This window comes from Acidiphilium acidophilum (assembly GCF_033842475.1).
GTDB classification, from domain to species: Bacteria; Pseudomonadota; Alphaproteobacteria; order Acetobacterales; family Acetobacteraceae; genus Acidiphilium; species Acidiphilium acidophilum.
The window spans coordinates 1,246,179-1,261,371 of the sequence record NZ_JAWXYB010000018.1 but is presented as its reverse complement, the minus strand read 5'-3'; the positions used below and the strand labels follow the sequence as shown (position 1 = coordinate 1,261,371).

Here is a 15,193-nt window from a genome sequence, read left to right as displayed (position 1 = left end):
AATCGGACCACGCCGAAGCCGTAACGAGACCCTCACGATCCCGTGATAGTCATGATTTCCCGTGTTTGTTCGCCCCTTTCGCGGGGTCCGCGGTGAAACCGAGGCTGGAGAACGCGGCTTTCATGTGGGGGGGTAATTCCGCTTCAACGCTCAGCGTTCCACCCCGCGGATGGGGCAGAACCAACCTGCGGGCGTGGAGATGCAACTGCCGCGCGAATCCCTCGGCAAAGGCGCGATCCTCGCCATAGGGCGCGTCGCCCAGGATCGGCGTTTTGATCGCGGCACAATGGGCGCGCAATTGATGGGTGCGTCCGGTCAGCGGCTGAAGTTCGAGCCAGGAGAACTTGCGCCCGGCATTGTCAATCGTGCGGTATTCGGTGACGGCCTTGACCGCGCCTTCGGCATCACGGCCGACCGGCTTGGTGCGGGCGCCCTGCGAACCGCCGATACGGGCAAGTGGCAGGTCGATCTGGCCTTCGAGCGGTACCGGCAGACCCACCACGATGGCCCAGTAGGTTTTTTCCATGTCCCGCCCCCGGAAGGCGGCGGCGAGCTTGCCGGCGGCGAAGGCATTGCGGGCGAGGATGAGCACGCCGGAGGTATCCCGATCGAGCCGGTGGACCAGGCGGGGGCGCTCTTCCGCGCCGAACGTCAACGCGTCGAGCATGCCATCGAGATGCCGCGCGATGCCCTTGCCGCCCTGGGTCGCGAGACCAGCCGGCTTGTCGATCACCAGCACATCCTCGTCGCGATACAGCACCCGGGCCAGCAACTCCTTGGTGTCGTACGCATCCATCGCGACGATCTGGCGCTGGCGGGGCGCGGTGGCCGGGTCGGGGAGCGGCGGGATACGCACGGATTGCCCTTCGGCGACATGGACCGAGGCTTCGATGCGCTTGCCATCGAGGCGGATCTGCCCGGTACGGCACAATTTCTGGATGGCGCCCTGGGTCAGATGCGGATGATGACGGCGAAGAAACCGGTCGAGCCGCATATCGGCCTGGTCGGGTCCGACGGTGATGGTTTGAACACTCATGCCCGCTCTTCGCGCAACTTGCTCCAATGGTCCAGCCGGCGCTTGATTTCGTGCTCGTGACCACGGCCCTGCGGACGATAGAATTGCGTGCGCTCGATACCATCGGGGAAGTAGTTCTGGCCCGAGAAAGCATCCTGGGTATCGTGATCGTAGGCATAGCCGGTCCCGTAGCCGAGATCTTTCATCAATTTGGTCGGCGCGTTCAGGATATGCGCGGGGGGCGGCAGGCTGCCGGTGCCCTGCGCCGCGCGTTTCGCCGCGCCGAACGCCCGGTAGCCGGCGTTGGATTTGGGCGCGGTGGCGAGATACAGCACGAGTTGCGCGATTGCGAGATCGCCCTCCGGGCTGCCGAGCCGCTCATAGGCTTCCCACGCCGCGATCGACTGGGTGAGCGCCGCGGGATCGGCGAGGCCGATATCCTCGACGGCGAAGCGGGTCAGCCGGCGGGCGATGTAGCGGGCATCCTCACCGCCGACCAGCATCCGTGCCAGCCAATAAAGGGCGGCATCGGGGTCGGAGCCGCGCATCGATTTATGCAGCGCCGAGATCAGGTTGTAATGTTCCTCGCGATCACGATCGTACAAGGCCGCGCGACGGGCCACGAGATCGGTCAGCGCCGCTTCATCGAGCGGGACCGTGGCCCGGGCGGCGAAGACCTGTTCCGCCATGTTCAGGATTGCCCGCCCATCGCCATCGGCCATCGCGCGCAGACTGGCGCGGGCGGCCGGGCTGAGCGGCAGGCTGGTGCCGGCCCCAGCCTCGGCTCGCGCCAGAAGGAGTTCGAGTGCCGCATCATCGAGGCGCTTCAGCACCAGGACCTGGCAGCGCGAGAGCAAGGCCCCATTGAGTTCGAACGAGGGGTTCTCGGTGGTCGCGCCGACCAGCGTGATCGTGCCATCCTCGACCACGGGCAGAAACCCGTCCTGCTGTGCCCGGTTGAATCGATGGATTTCATCGACGAACAACAGCGTGCGATCTCCGGTGCGGCGCCGGCGCGTCGCCTCCTCGAACACGCGTTTGAGATCGGCGACGCCGGAAAACACCGCCGAGATCTGCACGAAGATCAGACCAGCGCGATCCGCCAGCAACCGCGCGATGGTGGTTTTGCCGACCCCGGGCGGTCCCCACAGAATGAGCGAGGCGAGCGATCCGCGCTCGAGCATCCGCGTCAGGCTACCCGCCGGGCCGACCAGATGGTCCTGCCCGACAACCGCGCTCAACGCGTGTGGCCGCAGCGCCTCCGCCATGGGTGCGGCACCGCCCCGCCCCGCAGGAGGCAGCGTTTCGCCGAACAGATCGTCGGTGGAGGGAGACTGGCGGGGCATCCCGCCACTATAGGGCAGATGCTGCCGATTGGCACGGGTGGACGGTTGCCAATCGGAAAGGACCGGATGGACATGATGGGTTCAGCAGCCCGCATATGAATGAAAAATATGCATTTGATCCGCGTCATCCTATAACCACTATATGAGCCATCAACAAAGCCCAGGGAGTTCCGCTATGGCGATAATCGACCCTATCCCGGTTGCAGGCCGGCCCCGATCGAACCGCGCACGGTCATGGCCATGGATCGGCATCGTCGGGTTGAGTCTGGTGGCACCGCTTTCCGCCTGTGCCGGCAATACCGATACGTCCAACGCGGCTCAGGAGTTGGTCGATCGGTCGACGCTCACCGTTGAAACGATGCTCGGCAATGGCTCGTCGCAAGCCAATCAGGCCACCCAGTTCCTGCGGCGCGCCAAGGCCGTCGTGGTTTGCCCCCGCATTTTCAAGGCCGGCTTCTTTATCGGGGGCGAGGGTGGCCAGTGCGTTCTCGTGTCGCGGGCGGCAACCGGCTCGTGGTCGGACCCCGCATTCTACACGATGGGCAGCGGAAGCTTCGGCCTGCAGATCGGTGTGCAGGACGCCGAAGTGATCATGATGCTCATGAACGACACGGCATTGACCGCCTTTCTGAACAGCCAGTTCAAGATTGGCGCCGATGCCGGGATTTCGGTCGCAACGATCGGCGCGGGCGTTGGCGGGTCCACCGGGACCGCGCTGGGTGCCGACATCATCACCTTCGCCAAGGCAAGGGGATTGTACGGCGGGATTTCACTTTCGGGATCGGTCTTTTCGAACGACTCGGCCCTCGATCAGCAATATTACGGTCAGATCATCGATCCGCGCCAGATCGTGGTCACGATGAATGCCAACAACGCCGGGGCCAATCCGCTTCGTGCCATGTTGGCGAAATTCGGCGGCTAAATCGTATCCCCGGGTTTGTGAAAGGCACTGTTCCTTATCATGCCACAGCCGGCATCCCCTTTCTGGCGCACGAAACGCCTGCAGGACATGACGACCGCCGAATGGGAATCGCTTTGCGACGGCTGTGGGCGATGCTGCCTTCACAAACTGAGGGACGAGGAGACCGACGCTCTCGAATACACCAACGTGTCGTGCCGTATGCTCGACATCACGACCTGTGCCTGCAAGGACTACCCCAATCGAGCCCGGGAGGTGCCGGATTGCATCAGTCTCACGCCGGACGCTCTCGCCGAGATTGATTGGCTGCCGCCTTCATGCGCCTATCGCCTCGTGGCCGAGCATCGCGATCTGCCCGCGTGGCATCCGCTGGTGACCGGAAATCCCGACACGACGCGGCTTGCCGGTGCCTCGGCGGCGGGACGTATCATCAGCGAGGTCGATGCTGGTCCCTTGGAGCATCACATCGTGACATGGCCGTCACAATGGCCGGGCAGATCCGCGCGGTGAGATCCGCGTGCAGTATCGACGAGACCGTGATCGTGGCGGGAGTCACGGCCTCGGTCTGCTGGCGTCGCAGTTCGCGCGCGCGGCGGGTGGCGCTGAGGGTCGATCCGCAGGCGGGAACCATCGTGATCACTTTGCCCGTTCGTGGTTCGCGTCGCGCCGGGCTGGCTTTGCTTCGTACCCACGAGGAATGGGTGGCAGAGCGTTTGTCCAACCTGCCGACCCCCATCGTGATGGCGGCGGGCAACAGCATTCCGGTGTGCGGTGAACCGCATTTGATCGAGTACGATCCGGCTCATCGCGGCAGGGCGACGATCCGCGACCGTCGCATCCGGGTCTCGGGGCAGCCCGAGTTTCATGCACGGCGGGTGCGGGATGCCTTGCACATTCTGGCGACAGAACGGTTCACACACCTCGCATCGATGAAAGCCGAACAGATTTCCCAACGCCCGCGGCAGGTCAAGGTCAAGGACACGCGTTCGCGATGGGGAAGTTGCACCGCCAACGGCGTATTGATGTTCTCCTGGCGGCTGATCATGGCACCCGAGTTTGTTCAGGATTACGTGATCGCTCATGAGGTCGCTCACCTGCGATACATGAATCATGCGCTCCCCTTCTGGAAACTGACCGAGGAGCTGACAATATATCGCGAAGAGGCAACGAACTGGCTGACATCCAACGGGGCCAGCCTGTTGCGCACCGCCTGATCGCAGCGCAAACAGCGCGCCATCACTATCGAGGTATTTTCATGAAAGCCGTTGCTTTTACACATTCCCTTCCGATCGAGGTCGACGACGCACTGATCGATATCGACCTGCCCGAACCCACCCCGCGTGGACACGATGTGCTGGTTGAAGTGCGGGCGGTTTCGGTAAATCCGGTCGACAGCAAGTTGCGTCGTCGGAATGAACCGCTTGGCGATGCACGCGTGCTCGGCTTCGATGCCGCCGGTATTGTCCGCGGTGTGGGTTCGAACGTGACGCATTTCGGCATCGGGGATGAAGTTTATTATGCCGGAGCGGTCGATCGCCCCGGAAGCAACGCGGAATTCCACATTGTCGACGAACGTATTGCCGCGCGCAAACCCAAATCCCTCTCCTTTGCCGAGGCGGCCGCCCTGCCGCTGACATCCCTCACCGCCTGGGAGATGTTGTTCGATCGCTTCGGAATCCCTCAGGACCGCTCGACGAACGATACGCTTGTCGTCGTCGGAGGCGCAGGTGGGGTGGGTTCGATGGCGATCCAGCTGGCCCGCCGACTGACCGGCCTGACCGTGATCGCAACCGCCTCCCGGCCCGAAACCATCGAATGGTGCAGCGCGCTTGGTGCCCACCACGTCATCAATCACCATCAGGATTTCGCCGCTCAATTGGCCGCGTGCGAGGTCAGCCCGCCATCGTATATCTTCTGCACCAATCATGCCGAACTTCATTGGCGCAATCTTTGTCACTCGATTGCTCCGGAAGGCAAAATTGGAATTATCGAGTCGACATCGCCGTTGGATCTCAACGAGATCTTCAATAAATCGGCATCGGTTCATACCGAATACATGTTTGCCCGATCCCTCCATCATACGAAGCGGATGAGCGAACAACATCATATCCTGCAATCGATCAGCCGCCTGGTCGATCAGGGCGTCATTCGCACGACCATGACGTCCAATTTCGGCACGATCAACGCCTCCAATCTACGCCGCGCCCATGCCGCGATCGAAAGCGGGACGACGCGGGGCAAAATCGTGCTGGAGGGATTTTGATGTGGCGCTTGTCACCCTCGCAAGCGGATCTGCCGCGCGAAGGGTGATGCTGCTGAACGCTGGCGTTCCCATCGAGGTCGCTGTTTCCGACCTCGATGAAACCCAATACAAAACCGCTGCCCGGACGAACCATGACTCAGCCGAGATGCTGGCACTCTCGCTCGCGACGGCAAAGGCGCTCAGGGTTTCAGCGACGCGCAGCACGATCGTGATCGGCGCGGATCAGGTTCTGGAATGCGATGGCATCTGGTATGAAAAACCCCGCAATCTTGAAGAGGCCCGGGCTCACCTTCAAACCCTGCGCCGGCGCACCCACCGTCTCGCAACGGCAGTGGCGTGTGCATGCGAGGGAAAACTCGTGTGGCACCATGTCGAGTCACCCAGCCTGACCATGCGCGACCTCAGTGACGCGTTCATCGACGATTATATCGAAGCCGAAGGAGCGCCGCTGCTAACGACCGTCGGGGCGTATTTTTTCGAAGGAAAAGGCGCGCAGCTGTTCGAAACCGTCACGGGGAGCCATTTTACCATTCTAGGACTGCCGCTGTTGCCCTTGCTCGGGTTTCTTCGTCAGTCGGGTGTCCTGGCATCGTGATCGTCCGATTTCGTCTCAGCTTCGATTTCCTGCTGCTCCCGCGCCGCATTGGCTGATTCGAGCGCCGCGATACGCGCGGAAAGGCTTTCGACTTCCAGAATGGCCTTGGTCGCGATCTCGTTCGCAACCTCGAACTCTTCGCGCCGGACCAGATCGAGCTTCCGGATCGCTTCATCGACCCGCGCCTTGATCAGGGCGGCGGTTTCGTCGCGCAGTCCGCTGAATGCGGATAATGCGCCGCCGGCGACGCCCGCGAGATCATCGAAAAACTTCGGTCGTTCGGTCATGGGTCACTCTCCTGTTAGCTGGTGATGACTGATCATCGGTCACTGCGTATAAGCCCTCCCATGATATTGGTCACGGGCGGCGCAGGTTTCATCGGGTCTAATTTGCATGCCGCGCTTTACGGGCGAGGCGCGGAGGCGGTCGTCGTCGATCATCTCGGGGTCGATGGCAAATGGCGTAATCTTCAGAAGCACCCTCCCTCCCTTGTGGTCGCCCCTGAACATCTCCCGGCGTTTCTGGCGAGCGCGCCTCCGCTGGACGCGATCGTCCACCTGGGTGCGATCAGCGAGACCACGGCGTCCGACGGCGATAGCGTCTGGCATACCAACGTGACGCTCAGCCAGGAACTCTGGCGCTGGTGCGCCGAGCATGATGTCCGTTTCATCTATGCCTCATCGGCCTCGACCTATGGCACCGGCGCGGCCGGGTTCGATGATGCGTTCGATCTCGAACATTTACGCCGGCTGCGTCCGCTCAACCTTTATGGATGGTCGAAACACGCCTTCGACCTCTGGGTCGCCGGGCAATGCGCTGCGGGACGCAAGCGACCGCCGCAATGGGTTGGCCTCAAATTCTTCAACGTCTATGGGCCGAACGAGTACCATAAGGGCGCGATGATCTCGGTCGTTAAGGTCAAACATGACGAGATCGCCGCCGGACGCCCGGCAACCCTGTTCCGGTCGGATCAGCCGCAGATCCCCGATGGTGCCCAGGCGCGGGATTTCATCTGGATCGATGATGTCATCGCCGCGCTGATGTTCCTGCTCGACCGACCGGGCGTATCAGGCCTGTTCAACCTGGGCACCGGCACCGCCCGCACTTATGCGGATCTGGCGAGCGCTGTCTTTGCAGCGCGCGGGGAAACCCCGAACATAGAGTTCATTCCCATGCCAACCCGTCTGCATGGGCAGTATCAATCATTCACGGAAGCACGGATCGATCGCCTGCGGGCGGCGGGGTTCGAAACACCTTTCACCAGCCTGGAACAAGGCATCGCGGCATACGTCTCCGAGTTCCTGACACAAGCGGATCCATATCGATGAACCATGTCTATGTCTGGCCCCATTTCGACCCGATTCTGGTCAAGATAGGCCCGTTTGCGATTCACTACTACGCGCTGGCCTATATATCGGCGCTGGTGCTGGGCTGGCAGCTGATGCGCCGGCTGGTCCGGCAACGCCCGGCGGTTGCGACGCATGAACAAGTCGACGATTTTCTTTCATGGGCAACGCTCGGTGTCGTGCTGGGCGGGCGCATCGGCTATATTCTGTTCTATCAACCGGTCTATTTTCTGGATCATCTCAACCGGACCTATGCGGTATGGGACGGCGGCATGAGTTTCCATGGCGGGATGATCGGCGTGGCCGTCGCGATCCTGATCTATTGCCATCGCCGCGGCCTCGACCCCTGGTTCTTCGGCGATCGCGTGGCAGTACCCGTCCCGATCGGTCTGTTTCTCGGTCGCATCGCGAATTTCATCAATGGTGAACTCTGGGGGCGGCCGGCACCCGCGTGGTTTCCGTTCCGGATGATCTATCCTCAATCCGGCTCCGATGTGCCGCGCTACCCCTCGGAACTGATCGAGGCGACCCTGGAAGGACTGGTGCTGTTCGTGGTCCTGTTCACGCTGTCGCGTAGCGAACGCATTCGGAGCCAGCCGGGATATCTCGCCGGTGTCTTCGTGCTGGGTTACGGCGTGGCGCGCACGACAGCGGAGTGTTTTCGCCAGCCCGACTGGTTTCTCGGTTATCTGATGTTCGGGCTCACGATGGGGCAGTTGCTGTCGCTGCCGATGATCGCGATCGGGATTGCCATGATCTGGCGGGCGAAACGAGTATCGCGCAACGCCGCCGCCCTGCCCGCGTGATCGAACGCCTCGATCACTTCATGGCGCGCGCCAACGCTCTCTATTACGCAAACCATGATCCGTTCGATGATTTCGTAACCTCCCCTGAAATTTCCCAGGTTTTCGGGGAAATTCTGGGGTTGTGGGCGGGTCAGGTCTGGACGATGCTCGGCGCGCCGTCCCACGCCATTCTGGTGGAAGCCGGTCCGGGCCGGGGAACCTTGCTGATCGATGCTCTTGCCATTCTCGATCGCGCGTTGCCGGCGTTTTCGAGCGCGATCAGCCTCCATCTGATCGAAACCTCACCGCGCCTTGCCGCTGCATTGCAAACGAAACTGCCGGGGGCGCAGATCCATCGATCGTTCGATGACATCCCCGGCGGACCGCTGATCCTCCTTGCGAACGAGTTTCTCGACGCTCTGCCGATCCGCCAGTTCGTCCGCCGCGAAACCGGGTGGGTGGAGCGGTACGTCGCGAACGGCGCTTTCGTCGAATATATGGCCGAAATCGATCTGCCGCCGCATCCGGTCGGAACCGTTCTCGAACGTAATGAAGCCGCCGCCGTCTTCGTGAACGGCGTTGCAGGTCACATCATGCGCCATGGGGGCGCGGCTCTGTTCATCGACTATGGACCCTCCCGAAGTGCACCCGGAGACACATTACAGGCGATACGACACGGACAATCGGCCCCTCCCCTGATCGATCCCGGTACCGCCGACCTGACGGCGCATGTCGATTTCGAAGCCCTGGGAATTGGGGCCGCCGGAACGGGCTGCGTGGTCGCCGGGCCCATCGCACAAGGCGCGTTTCTCGCCTCGCTCGGCATCCATGAACGGACCGCCCAGCTCGGACGCTACGGCAGCCCGGACGATGCATTTCGATTACTCGCGGCGACGCAGCGTCTCACCGCACCGGAAGCCATGGGAAGCCTGTTCAAAGCCTTCTCCTTCCGTCACCCCAGCCTTCCCGCCTTACCTGGATTTTCCCAATGACCGAATTCCTCACCGAACCATCGATCGTTGCCCCGCACGGATTTTTCACCCGCAACGGCGGAACGTCCTCGGGCAACTTCCATAGCCTGAACTGCGGCATGAGCAACGGCGATGATCCTGCATGCGTCGCTGAAAACCGCAGGCGTGCCGCCCAGTCCCTCCACATCGATCCGGCCGGATTGCTCGGTGTCAAACAGGTTCATGGCAACGAGGTCGTCACGGTGACCGCAGCGTGGCCATACGGGCACGGACCGCAGGCAGACGCTCTCGTGACCGATCGCCCCGGTCTGGCGCTCGGCATCATCACCGCCGATTGCGCGCCGGTGCTGTTCGCAAACCCGACCGGCACCATCGTCGGCGCTGCGCACGCGGGCTGGCGTGGTGCGCTGGCCGGCGTGATCGAGGCGACGGCTGCCGCCATGCGGGCGCTCGGCGCGCAGGGCATCACCGCAGCCATCGGCCCCTGCATTCATCAGGAAAGCTACGAGGTGCAGGATGACCTGCGCGGCGCATTGATCGCAGCGGATGCCCGCAACATCCGCTTCTTCAAGGATGCTGATGAACGCCACTGGATGTTCGATCTGCCCGGCTTCATCGCGGAGCGATTGGCGGGGTGCGGCATCGCATCGAAAATTCTGCCGCATGATACGCTGAGCGATGAAACTCACTTCTTCTCCCACCGCCGACGCACCACACGCGGTGAAGGGCCCGGCGGGCATCAGATCTCGATCATCAGGACTGCCGCATGAAGCGGCTCGCCATCCTTGTCATCCCTGCACTGCTGGCCGGATGCGGCACTCTTCCGCAACCGTTCCTCGGTCGTCCTGGCCCGGAAGCCTCGCGACTTTCGGTCCCGCCGCCGCCGGTATTGATCATTCCCCCGGCGCAGGATGCCCTGTTGGGCAACGCCGCCGCCGCGCATTATGCGCAGGATCTGGCCACAGCATTGGTCGCGCAGGACGTGCCCAGCATCGCGCGGCCTTCCGAAAAATACGATTGGCAACTGATCGCCCGGGCGCGGATCAAAAGCGATCAGGTGATCCCCTCATTCGCCATCATCGGCCCGACCGGACGGGTTTACGGCCACGCGACCATGGCCCCGGTGCCGGCTGAATCCTGGGCGAATGCCACACCTCAAACGCTTGAGGCCGTTGCCACCGCCGCCGCGCCGATTCTCGCCCGCCAACTCGGAACGATCAATGCGAGTGTGCAGCAAAGCAACCCGAAATCGCTTGAGAACCGGCCGACCCGCATGATGATCGCCGGGGTGAAAGGCGCGCCGGGTGACGGAAATCACGCTCTGGCACTGGATGTCCGGCGTGATCTGGCCCAACAGGGAATTGTGATCGTAACGAACAGGCACGATGCCGACTTCATTCTTTCAGGGCTCGTCAAGGTCTCACCCGCCCCGGTCAAGTCCGGGCAATCCCCCTCGGACATCGTCGAGCTCGATTGGTTGGTCCGTAGCCAATCGGGCGCGTTTATCGGCAAGGTCAGTCAGCTTCACGACTTGAAGCCGGATCAGATGGCACCGTATTGGGGCGACGTCGCCGTTGCCGCCGCCCAGCAAGCCGCCCTCGGCATCAAGCAGGTCGTTGTCAATGCAATTCCAAAACGCGTCGCAGCGCCTCACGAGGCAACGGGAGCGGCGGCATCCGCCAAACCTGGGACAGGGCCTGGATCGTAAAGGCAATCTCGCGGCATCCCGTGACATCGAAGGCAGCAGATCCATCGGTCCATCGGAACCACCGGCGTCCGCGTTGCTCCGCCTCGTAAAAGCCCGGGCCAAAACGCGTGTCCGACGCTCCCACCATTCTGCCGTCCAGCATCACCTCGGTAATCGCAATCCCCAACCTCCGACGATCGACCGAGGCCGGATCGATATCGGCCGCACATGTGGAGGAAGACTCGATCATGACCACCGACGCACCGGGCGGCAGTCGAAACGACAACTGCCCGTTCTCCGCGTCGATCGAATGAAGCCGGCATCCATCGGCAGAGACCGAATACGTCCCTTCAACGCGACGTCCGCCGAAATCGCAGACCCGATCGTGCAGTCGCTGCCTCACTGACAGGAGAATCGGCCCGTCCATCACGAGAGGAGCGCAGGCGCGTTCGCGGTCCCAGCGCAGAGGTTGAAAATCAGGATGCAACGACACCGTCCCTTTCTGCCGGGCGAAATGATGGCGGTTGCCACAATCGAGATAGGTTTCAGCCGGCAGGGTTTCCGCCCAAATGACATCGTGCCGGTCCAACTCGATGTGATGATAGACGACCTCAGGCCGGTCGACCTGCCGCACCGATACACCGTTGATCAGATATTTGGCTGGGATGAGAACGTTCTCGCAGTAGAGCGCGTGGTCGGGCGAGACGTAGAGGTCGCGCGACGGAATGCCCGGCGCGAACGCCCCTTCCGTAATCAGCACGGGCAACACCGCTTCCGGTGCCGCGTGCCGATCGCAATCCACCCGCCGGTGCCCACACCACACGATGGGCCGCGCTTCACCATTATGGGTCACGACCAGATCGCCCTTGCGCAAATCCTCAACGCGCTTCGGTCCGGCCGGAGTCAGGATCAGCGTGCCGGCCACGAAGCAGGGCACGATGATTTCGTAGGTTTTCAAGCCCCCGGCGATGCCGTCGGGGATGATCGCCAAGGTCGAGGGCGGGGCCACGAAATCGAGAACCAATTCCGATGCGCCGCCGGTGATGGTAAAATCAGACCCATCGAGCGTGCCGGAAATTGTCTGGCCCGACCCATAGCCGGTGATGTCGATCGTGTCGCCTTGGGCAAACCCCGCAATCGTCGCCGCAAAGGATCGGCTTTGATTGAAGCTCAGGACCGAGCCCGTTGCCGAAAAATCGATGGTCTCGCCGGCCTTCACCACATTGCCGAGCGTCAGGCTTCCCCCGGCGAGATCGACCGTCCCGGTTCCCGCGAGGGTCGAACCGATCGTCAGGGAGTCGCCGGGCATTTCGATCAACGAGCCGTTGTTGACGACAAGGCTTTGCCCCGACAATGTGGACTGACCGCTGAATTCCCATTGGGCGCCCGGGCTCAATGAAATGGTCGAGAACGAGGTAATTTCGTGCCCGACCGCATTCATCATCCCCGGCGTCGTGCCGCCGAAGACGACATTCGCGACAGACCCGCCATTGGCGATCCCGTCGAGCACGGCGCCCGGCAGCAGTTCCAGAAGGCTGGGATGGGTGGCGTTCTGTCCGGGCAAAAACGAAATGGCAAGCGAGCCGCTTGCGGATATCGTCCCGCTGTCAATCACGGTCACGCTGACTGGATTGGCCGCGACCAGGACACCGACCTGACCGGTAATCGTCCCTTGATTGTAGAAGTCTGCGTAGGTGCCGATGGAGACGCCTGCTTGTCCGCCATCGATCTGTCCTTGCGAACTGTTCGTCGCCGAGGCAAGGTTCAGAAAGAGGCCGACACCTCCGCTGCCCCCGGTATTCTGATCATTGATGAGACCGGCATTGCTCAACGTCGAACTTGCAGGCCCCTGCCCCGAAAATTTCACCGCTTCGGATGATGTCGTCCCGCCGCTGATCGTCCCTCCGGCCTCGTTATCGAGCGTCACTATCGATTGCGACAGCAAGACACCACCTGAGGCACCGAATATCTGCCCGCTATTGGTGATATCCACCGTTCCAGCCGTGGACGCGACGCCGTATCCTCCCTGGGATTCGATGGTTCCGGAATTATCCAGTTCACCCCCGGATTTGAGCGACACGCCCGTTCCCACATCCGCGAGGATCGTGCCGATATTGTCGATGACCCAGGCTGTGCCCGCGAATACGCCATCGCCGGTTGCCGCGGCGATGTCACCGGCGATCGTTACGGGATTTGCATAGACCGCAGAGGTCAGTGTAATGCCGTGCGCAAGGGTTGTAGTTATTGTAGTAGACACGACACCTCCCAGGTTTTGCTGCGATCAAAACATGCAATCTGAGGGTGTATTTAACGTTAAACCTTAAGTTGTGTAAAGCGAAAACGCTAAGGCTTTGTTAATCTCTTTATATAGATAGCGCTTGTCCTGGCATGAAACTTCGAGCGGTTGTCAGCGCGGCTTCGTATTTGAGTTGAAATGATCGTAAACGATTTGGGCGATCGTCCGATTGATTCCCGAAACCGCCTCGAGGTCGCGCAACCCCGCTTGCCTGACCCCCCGCGCCGACCCGAAATGGTTGAGAAGGGCTCGCTTGCGCGCCGCACCGATGCCTTCGATCTCGTCGAGTTCGCTGCTGGATATTTTGCGGCTGCGTGCCGCCCGATGCGTCGTGATCGCGTACCGATGAGCCTCATCCCGCAAACGCTGAAGAAAATATAAAACCGGATCGCGCGCGGGAAGCTGAAACGGCGCCTGCCCTGCCAGGTGAAACCATTCGCGCCCGGCATCCCGATCCGGGCCCTTCGCAACCGCCACGAGTGTCAGATCGCTGATCCCGAGGTCGTCGAGAACGGATTGCGCCGCAGACAATTGGCCCGCCCCGCCATCGATGATCACCAGATCCGGCCATGTCCCTCCGGCGCGGTCAGGGTCCTCCGCCATGGCGCGCGAAAACCGCCGCGTGAGAACCTCGCGCATCATCGCGAAATCATCACCCGGTGCCATCGCACTCTTGATCGAAAATTTCCGGTAGGCCGCCTTCATCAATCCTTCAGGTCCCGCAACGATCATCACACCGTACGGGCTGCTGCCCATGATGTGCGAGTTGTCGTAAACCTCGATCCTTTCCGGCGATCGGTCGAGACCGAACAGTGCGGCGGTCGCGGCGAGCAACTTCTCCTGTCCAGCCGACTCCGCCAGTTTGCGCTCCATCGCCTCTCGTGCATTGGTCTCCGCGTGCTTGATCACGGCCAGTTTCTCACCGCGCTGGGGCACCGCAATCTCGACTTTGCGATCGGCTTTCAACGTCAGGGCTTCTGCCAGCAACCCGGCTTCCGCGAGGGGATGGTTAAGCAGAATCAAAGCGGGTGGCGTCTTGTCGTCGTAGAATTGCGTGATGAAGGCAGCCAGAACATCGGCGGCATCCTCGCCCCGCGCCTGTGACGGAAAGAAACTCCGGTTCCCGTTGTTGCGCCCGCCGCGAATGAAAAAAACCTGCACGCAGGACTGCCCCGCAGCCTGATGGATCGCGATCAGATCGGCGTCGGCGATCGACTCGGGATTGATCACGTCGCTACCCTGGATATGGGTGAGACCTCTGATCCGGTCCCGGATCGCCGCCGCGCGCTCGAATTCGAGCGCCTCCGAGGCCGCTTCCATATCCCGCGCAAGATCCTGCTGAACGGTGCCCGCGCGGCCCGACAGAAACCCGCGCGCCTGCCCCACCAGTTCAGCATAATCAGCTTCCGAGATCCGGCCGACGCATGGCGCGGAACAACGTTTGATCTGGTAGAGCAGGCACGGTCTCGATCGGTTGGCAAACACGGTATCGGCACAGGTTCGGATCAGAAACACTTTCTGAAGGGCCTGGATCGTCTGATTGACCGACCATGCCGACGCGAACGGCCCCCAGTAACTTGCGTCGCGCGTCTGCGTGCCGCGGTGCTTGGTCAGCCGGGCAAATCGCGGATGATGGGTGATCATCAGCCAGGGGTAGGATTTATCGTCACGCAGCAATATGTTGTATTTGGGCTTCAGCCGCTTGATCAGATTTGCTTCGAGCAGCAGGGCTTCCGCTTCGGTATGCGTGGTGACGATTTCCACACTCGACGTTTCAGAGACCATGCGGCGAAGTCGCTCAGGCAACCGATGCGGTTGCGTATAGGCAACTACCCGTTTTTTGAGGCTGCGCGCTTTGCCGACATAGAGAGCCTCACCCCCACTTCCCAGCATCCGATACACGCCCGGGCTGGATGGCAGGGTGGCCAACGCGTGCAAAATCACATCACTTCCCATCGCGACCCGCTTCC

General features: G+C 61.8%; 15 protein-coding genes. 10 read left to right on the top strand and 5 right to left on the bottom strand.

Annotation, left to right across the window (positions count from 1 at the left end):
- Positions 1 to 49: 49 nt before the first annotated feature.
- Both SIL87_RS08730 and SIL87_RS08725 read right to left on the bottom strand, forming a co-directional pair.
- Positions 50 to 1,036 carry an RluA family pseudouridine synthase gene (locus tag SIL87_RS08730; RefSeq protein WP_319613787.1) on the bottom strand — a complete coding sequence of 329 codons (987 nt, stop codon included), beginning with the start codon at positions 1,034 to 1,036 and terminating at the stop codon, positions 50 to 52.
- A complete protein-coding gene (locus SIL87_RS08725; RefSeq protein WP_319613786.1) occupies positions 1,033 to 2,361 on the bottom strand; it encodes a replication-associated recombination protein A in 1,329 nt (442 codons plus the stop codon). Before SIL87_RS08725 ends, SIL87_RS08730 begins: the two co-directional genes overlap by 4 nt.
- 175 nt (positions 2,362 to 2,536) lie before the next feature.
- Between SIL87_RS08725 and SIL87_RS08720 the strand changes: the two genes are divergently transcribed.
- Genes SIL87_RS08720 through SIL87_RS08700 form a run of 5 tightly spaced genes read left to right on the top strand, consistent with a single transcriptional unit; the run spans position 2,537 to position 6,138 of the window.
- Positions 2,537 to 3,283 carry a lipid-binding SYLF domain-containing protein gene (locus SIL87_RS08720; protein ID WP_319613785.1) on the top strand — a complete coding sequence of 249 codons (747 nt, stop codon included), beginning with the start codon at positions 2,537 to 2,539 and terminating at the stop codon, positions 3,281 to 3,283.
- Positions 3,284 to 3,322: 39 nt separating this feature from the next.
- Positions 3,323 to 3,790 (top strand): YcgN family cysteine cluster protein, encoded by a 468-nt coding sequence (locus tag SIL87_RS08715; RefSeq protein ID WP_319613784.1) that lies wholly within the window; start codon positions 3,323 to 3,325, stop codon positions 3,788 to 3,790.
- The gene (locus SIL87_RS08710; RefSeq protein ID WP_319613783.1) at positions 3,766 to 4,494 is read left to right on the top strand and encodes a M48 family metallopeptidase; all 729 of its coding nucleotides are present in this window, start codon (positions 3,766 to 3,768) and stop codon (positions 4,492 to 4,494) included. The genes SIL87_RS08715 and SIL87_RS08710 overlap by 25 nt, the downstream gene beginning before the upstream one ends.
- 41 nt (positions 4,495 to 4,535) lie before the next feature.
- On the top strand, positions 4,536 to 5,543 hold the full coding sequence (locus SIL87_RS08705; protein ID WP_319613782.1) for a zinc-binding alcohol dehydrogenase family protein: 1,008 nt from the start codon (positions 4,536 to 4,538) through the stop codon (positions 5,541 to 5,543).
- A 1-nt stretch (position 5,544) separates the two neighbouring features.
- Positions 5,545 to 6,138 (top strand): Maf family protein, encoded by a 594-nt coding sequence (locus tag SIL87_RS08700; protein ID WP_319613781.1) that lies wholly within the window; start codon positions 5,545 to 5,547, stop codon positions 6,136 to 6,138.
- On the opposite strand, the gene SIL87_RS08695 is transcribed toward SIL87_RS08700, so the two are convergent.
- On the bottom strand, positions 6,114 to 6,425 hold the full coding sequence (locus SIL87_RS08695) for an accessory factor UbiK family protein (RefSeq protein ID WP_319613779.1): 312 nt from the start codon (positions 6,423 to 6,425) through the stop codon (positions 6,114 to 6,116). The genes SIL87_RS08700 and SIL87_RS08695 overlap by 25 nt on opposite strands.
- 60 nt (positions 6,426 to 6,485) lie before the next feature.
- Between SIL87_RS08695 and rfaD the strand changes: the two genes are divergently transcribed.
- Genes rfaD through SIL87_RS08670 form a run of 5 tightly spaced genes read left to right on the top strand, consistent with a single transcriptional unit; the run spans position 6,486 to position 10,948 of the window.
- Positions 6,486 to 7,466, top strand: a complete 981-nt coding sequence (rfaD, locus tag SIL87_RS08690; protein ID WP_319613778.1) for an ADP-glyceromanno-heptose 6-epimerase — start codon at positions 6,486 to 6,488, stop codon at positions 7,464 to 7,466.
- On the top strand, positions 7,463 to 8,290 hold the full coding sequence (lgt, locus tag SIL87_RS08685; protein ID WP_319613777.1) for a prolipoprotein diacylglyceryl transferase: 828 nt from the start codon (positions 7,463 to 7,465) through the stop codon (positions 8,288 to 8,290). The genes rfaD and lgt overlap by 4 nt, the downstream gene beginning before the upstream one ends.
- A gap of 20 nt (positions 8,291 to 8,310) precedes the next feature.
- A complete protein-coding gene (locus SIL87_RS08680) occupies positions 8,311 to 9,261 on the top strand; it encodes a class I SAM-dependent methyltransferase (protein WP_319613776.1) in 951 nt (316 codons plus the stop codon).
- Entirely contained in the window at positions 9,258 to 10,010 is a 753-nt protein-coding gene (gene pgeF / locus SIL87_RS08675; protein WP_319613775.1) for a peptidoglycan editing factor PgeF, read from the top strand. The genes SIL87_RS08680 and pgeF overlap by 4 nt, the downstream gene beginning before the upstream one ends.
- The gene (locus tag SIL87_RS08670) at positions 10,007 to 10,948 is read left to right on the top strand and encodes a hypothetical protein (protein WP_319613774.1); all 942 of its coding nucleotides are present in this window, start codon (positions 10,007 to 10,009) and stop codon (positions 10,946 to 10,948) included. Before pgeF ends, SIL87_RS08670 begins: the two co-directional genes overlap by 4 nt.
- On the opposite strand, the gene SIL87_RS08665 is transcribed toward SIL87_RS08670, so the two are convergent.
- Both SIL87_RS08665 and uvrC read right to left on the bottom strand, forming a co-directional pair.
- Positions 10,860 to 13,184: a Hint domain-containing protein gene (locus SIL87_RS08665; RefSeq protein WP_319613773.1), complete on the bottom strand. Its 2,325-nt coding sequence runs from the start codon at positions 13,182 to 13,184 to the stop codon at positions 10,860 to 10,862. The genes SIL87_RS08670 and SIL87_RS08665 overlap by 89 nt on opposite strands.
- A 150-nt stretch (positions 13,185 to 13,334) precedes the next feature.
- Complete coding sequence (gene uvrC, locus SIL87_RS08660; protein ID WP_319613772.1) at positions 13,335 to 15,179, bottom strand: excinuclease ABC subunit UvrC; 1,845 nt, start codon at positions 15,177 to 15,179, stop codon at positions 13,335 to 13,337.
- Positions 15,180 to 15,193 lie beyond the last annotated feature (14 nt).

What these genes read in the sequence shown, in the direction of transcription:
- SIL87_RS08730 (WP_319613787.1), bottom strand. Translation starts at nt 1,036, where the DNA reads ATGAGTGTTCAAACCATCACCGTCGGACCCGACCAGGCCGATATGCGG.
- SIL87_RS08725 (WP_319613786.1), bottom strand. Translation starts at nt 2,361, where the DNA reads ATGCCCCGCCAGTCTCCCTCCACCGACGATCTGTTCGGCGAAACGCTG.
- SIL87_RS08720 (WP_319613785.1), top strand. Translation starts at nt 2,537, where the DNA reads ATGGCGATAATCGACCCTATCCCGGTTGCAGGCCGGCCCCGATCGAAC.
- SIL87_RS08715 (WP_319613784.1), top strand. Translation starts at nt 3,323, where the DNA reads ATGCCACAGCCGGCATCCCCTTTCTGGCGCACGAAACGCCTGCAGGAC.
- SIL87_RS08710 (WP_319613783.1), top strand. Translation starts at nt 3,766, where the DNA reads ATGGCCGGGCAGATCCGCGCGGTGAGATCCGCGTGCAGTATCGACGAG.
- SIL87_RS08705 (WP_319613782.1), top strand. Translation starts at nt 4,536, where the DNA reads ATGAAAGCCGTTGCTTTTACACATTCCCTTCCGATCGAGGTCGACGAC.
- SIL87_RS08695 (WP_319613779.1), bottom strand. Translation starts at nt 6,425, where the DNA reads ATGACCGAACGACCGAAGTTTTTCGATGATCTCGCGGGCGTCGCCGGC.
- rfaD (WP_319613778.1), top strand. Translation starts at nt 6,486, where the DNA reads ATGATATTGGTCACGGGCGGCGCAGGTTTCATCGGGTCTAATTTGCAT.
- lgt (WP_319613777.1), top strand. Translation starts at nt 7,463, where the DNA reads ATGAACCATGTCTATGTCTGGCCCCATTTCGACCCGATTCTGGTCAAG.
- SIL87_RS08680 (WP_319613776.1), top strand. Translation starts at nt 8,311, where the DNA reads ATGGCGCGCGCCAACGCTCTCTATTACGCAAACCATGATCCGTTCGAT.
- pgeF (WP_319613775.1), top strand. Translation starts at nt 9,258, where the DNA reads ATGACCGAATTCCTCACCGAACCATCGATCGTTGCCCCGCACGGATTT.
- SIL87_RS08670 (WP_319613774.1), top strand. Translation starts at nt 10,007, where the DNA reads ATGAAGCGGCTCGCCATCCTTGTCATCCCTGCACTGCTGGCCGGATGC.
- uvrC (WP_319613772.1), bottom strand. Translation starts at nt 15,179, where the DNA reads ATGGGAAGTGATGTGATTTTGCACGCGTTGGCCACCCTGCCATCCAGC.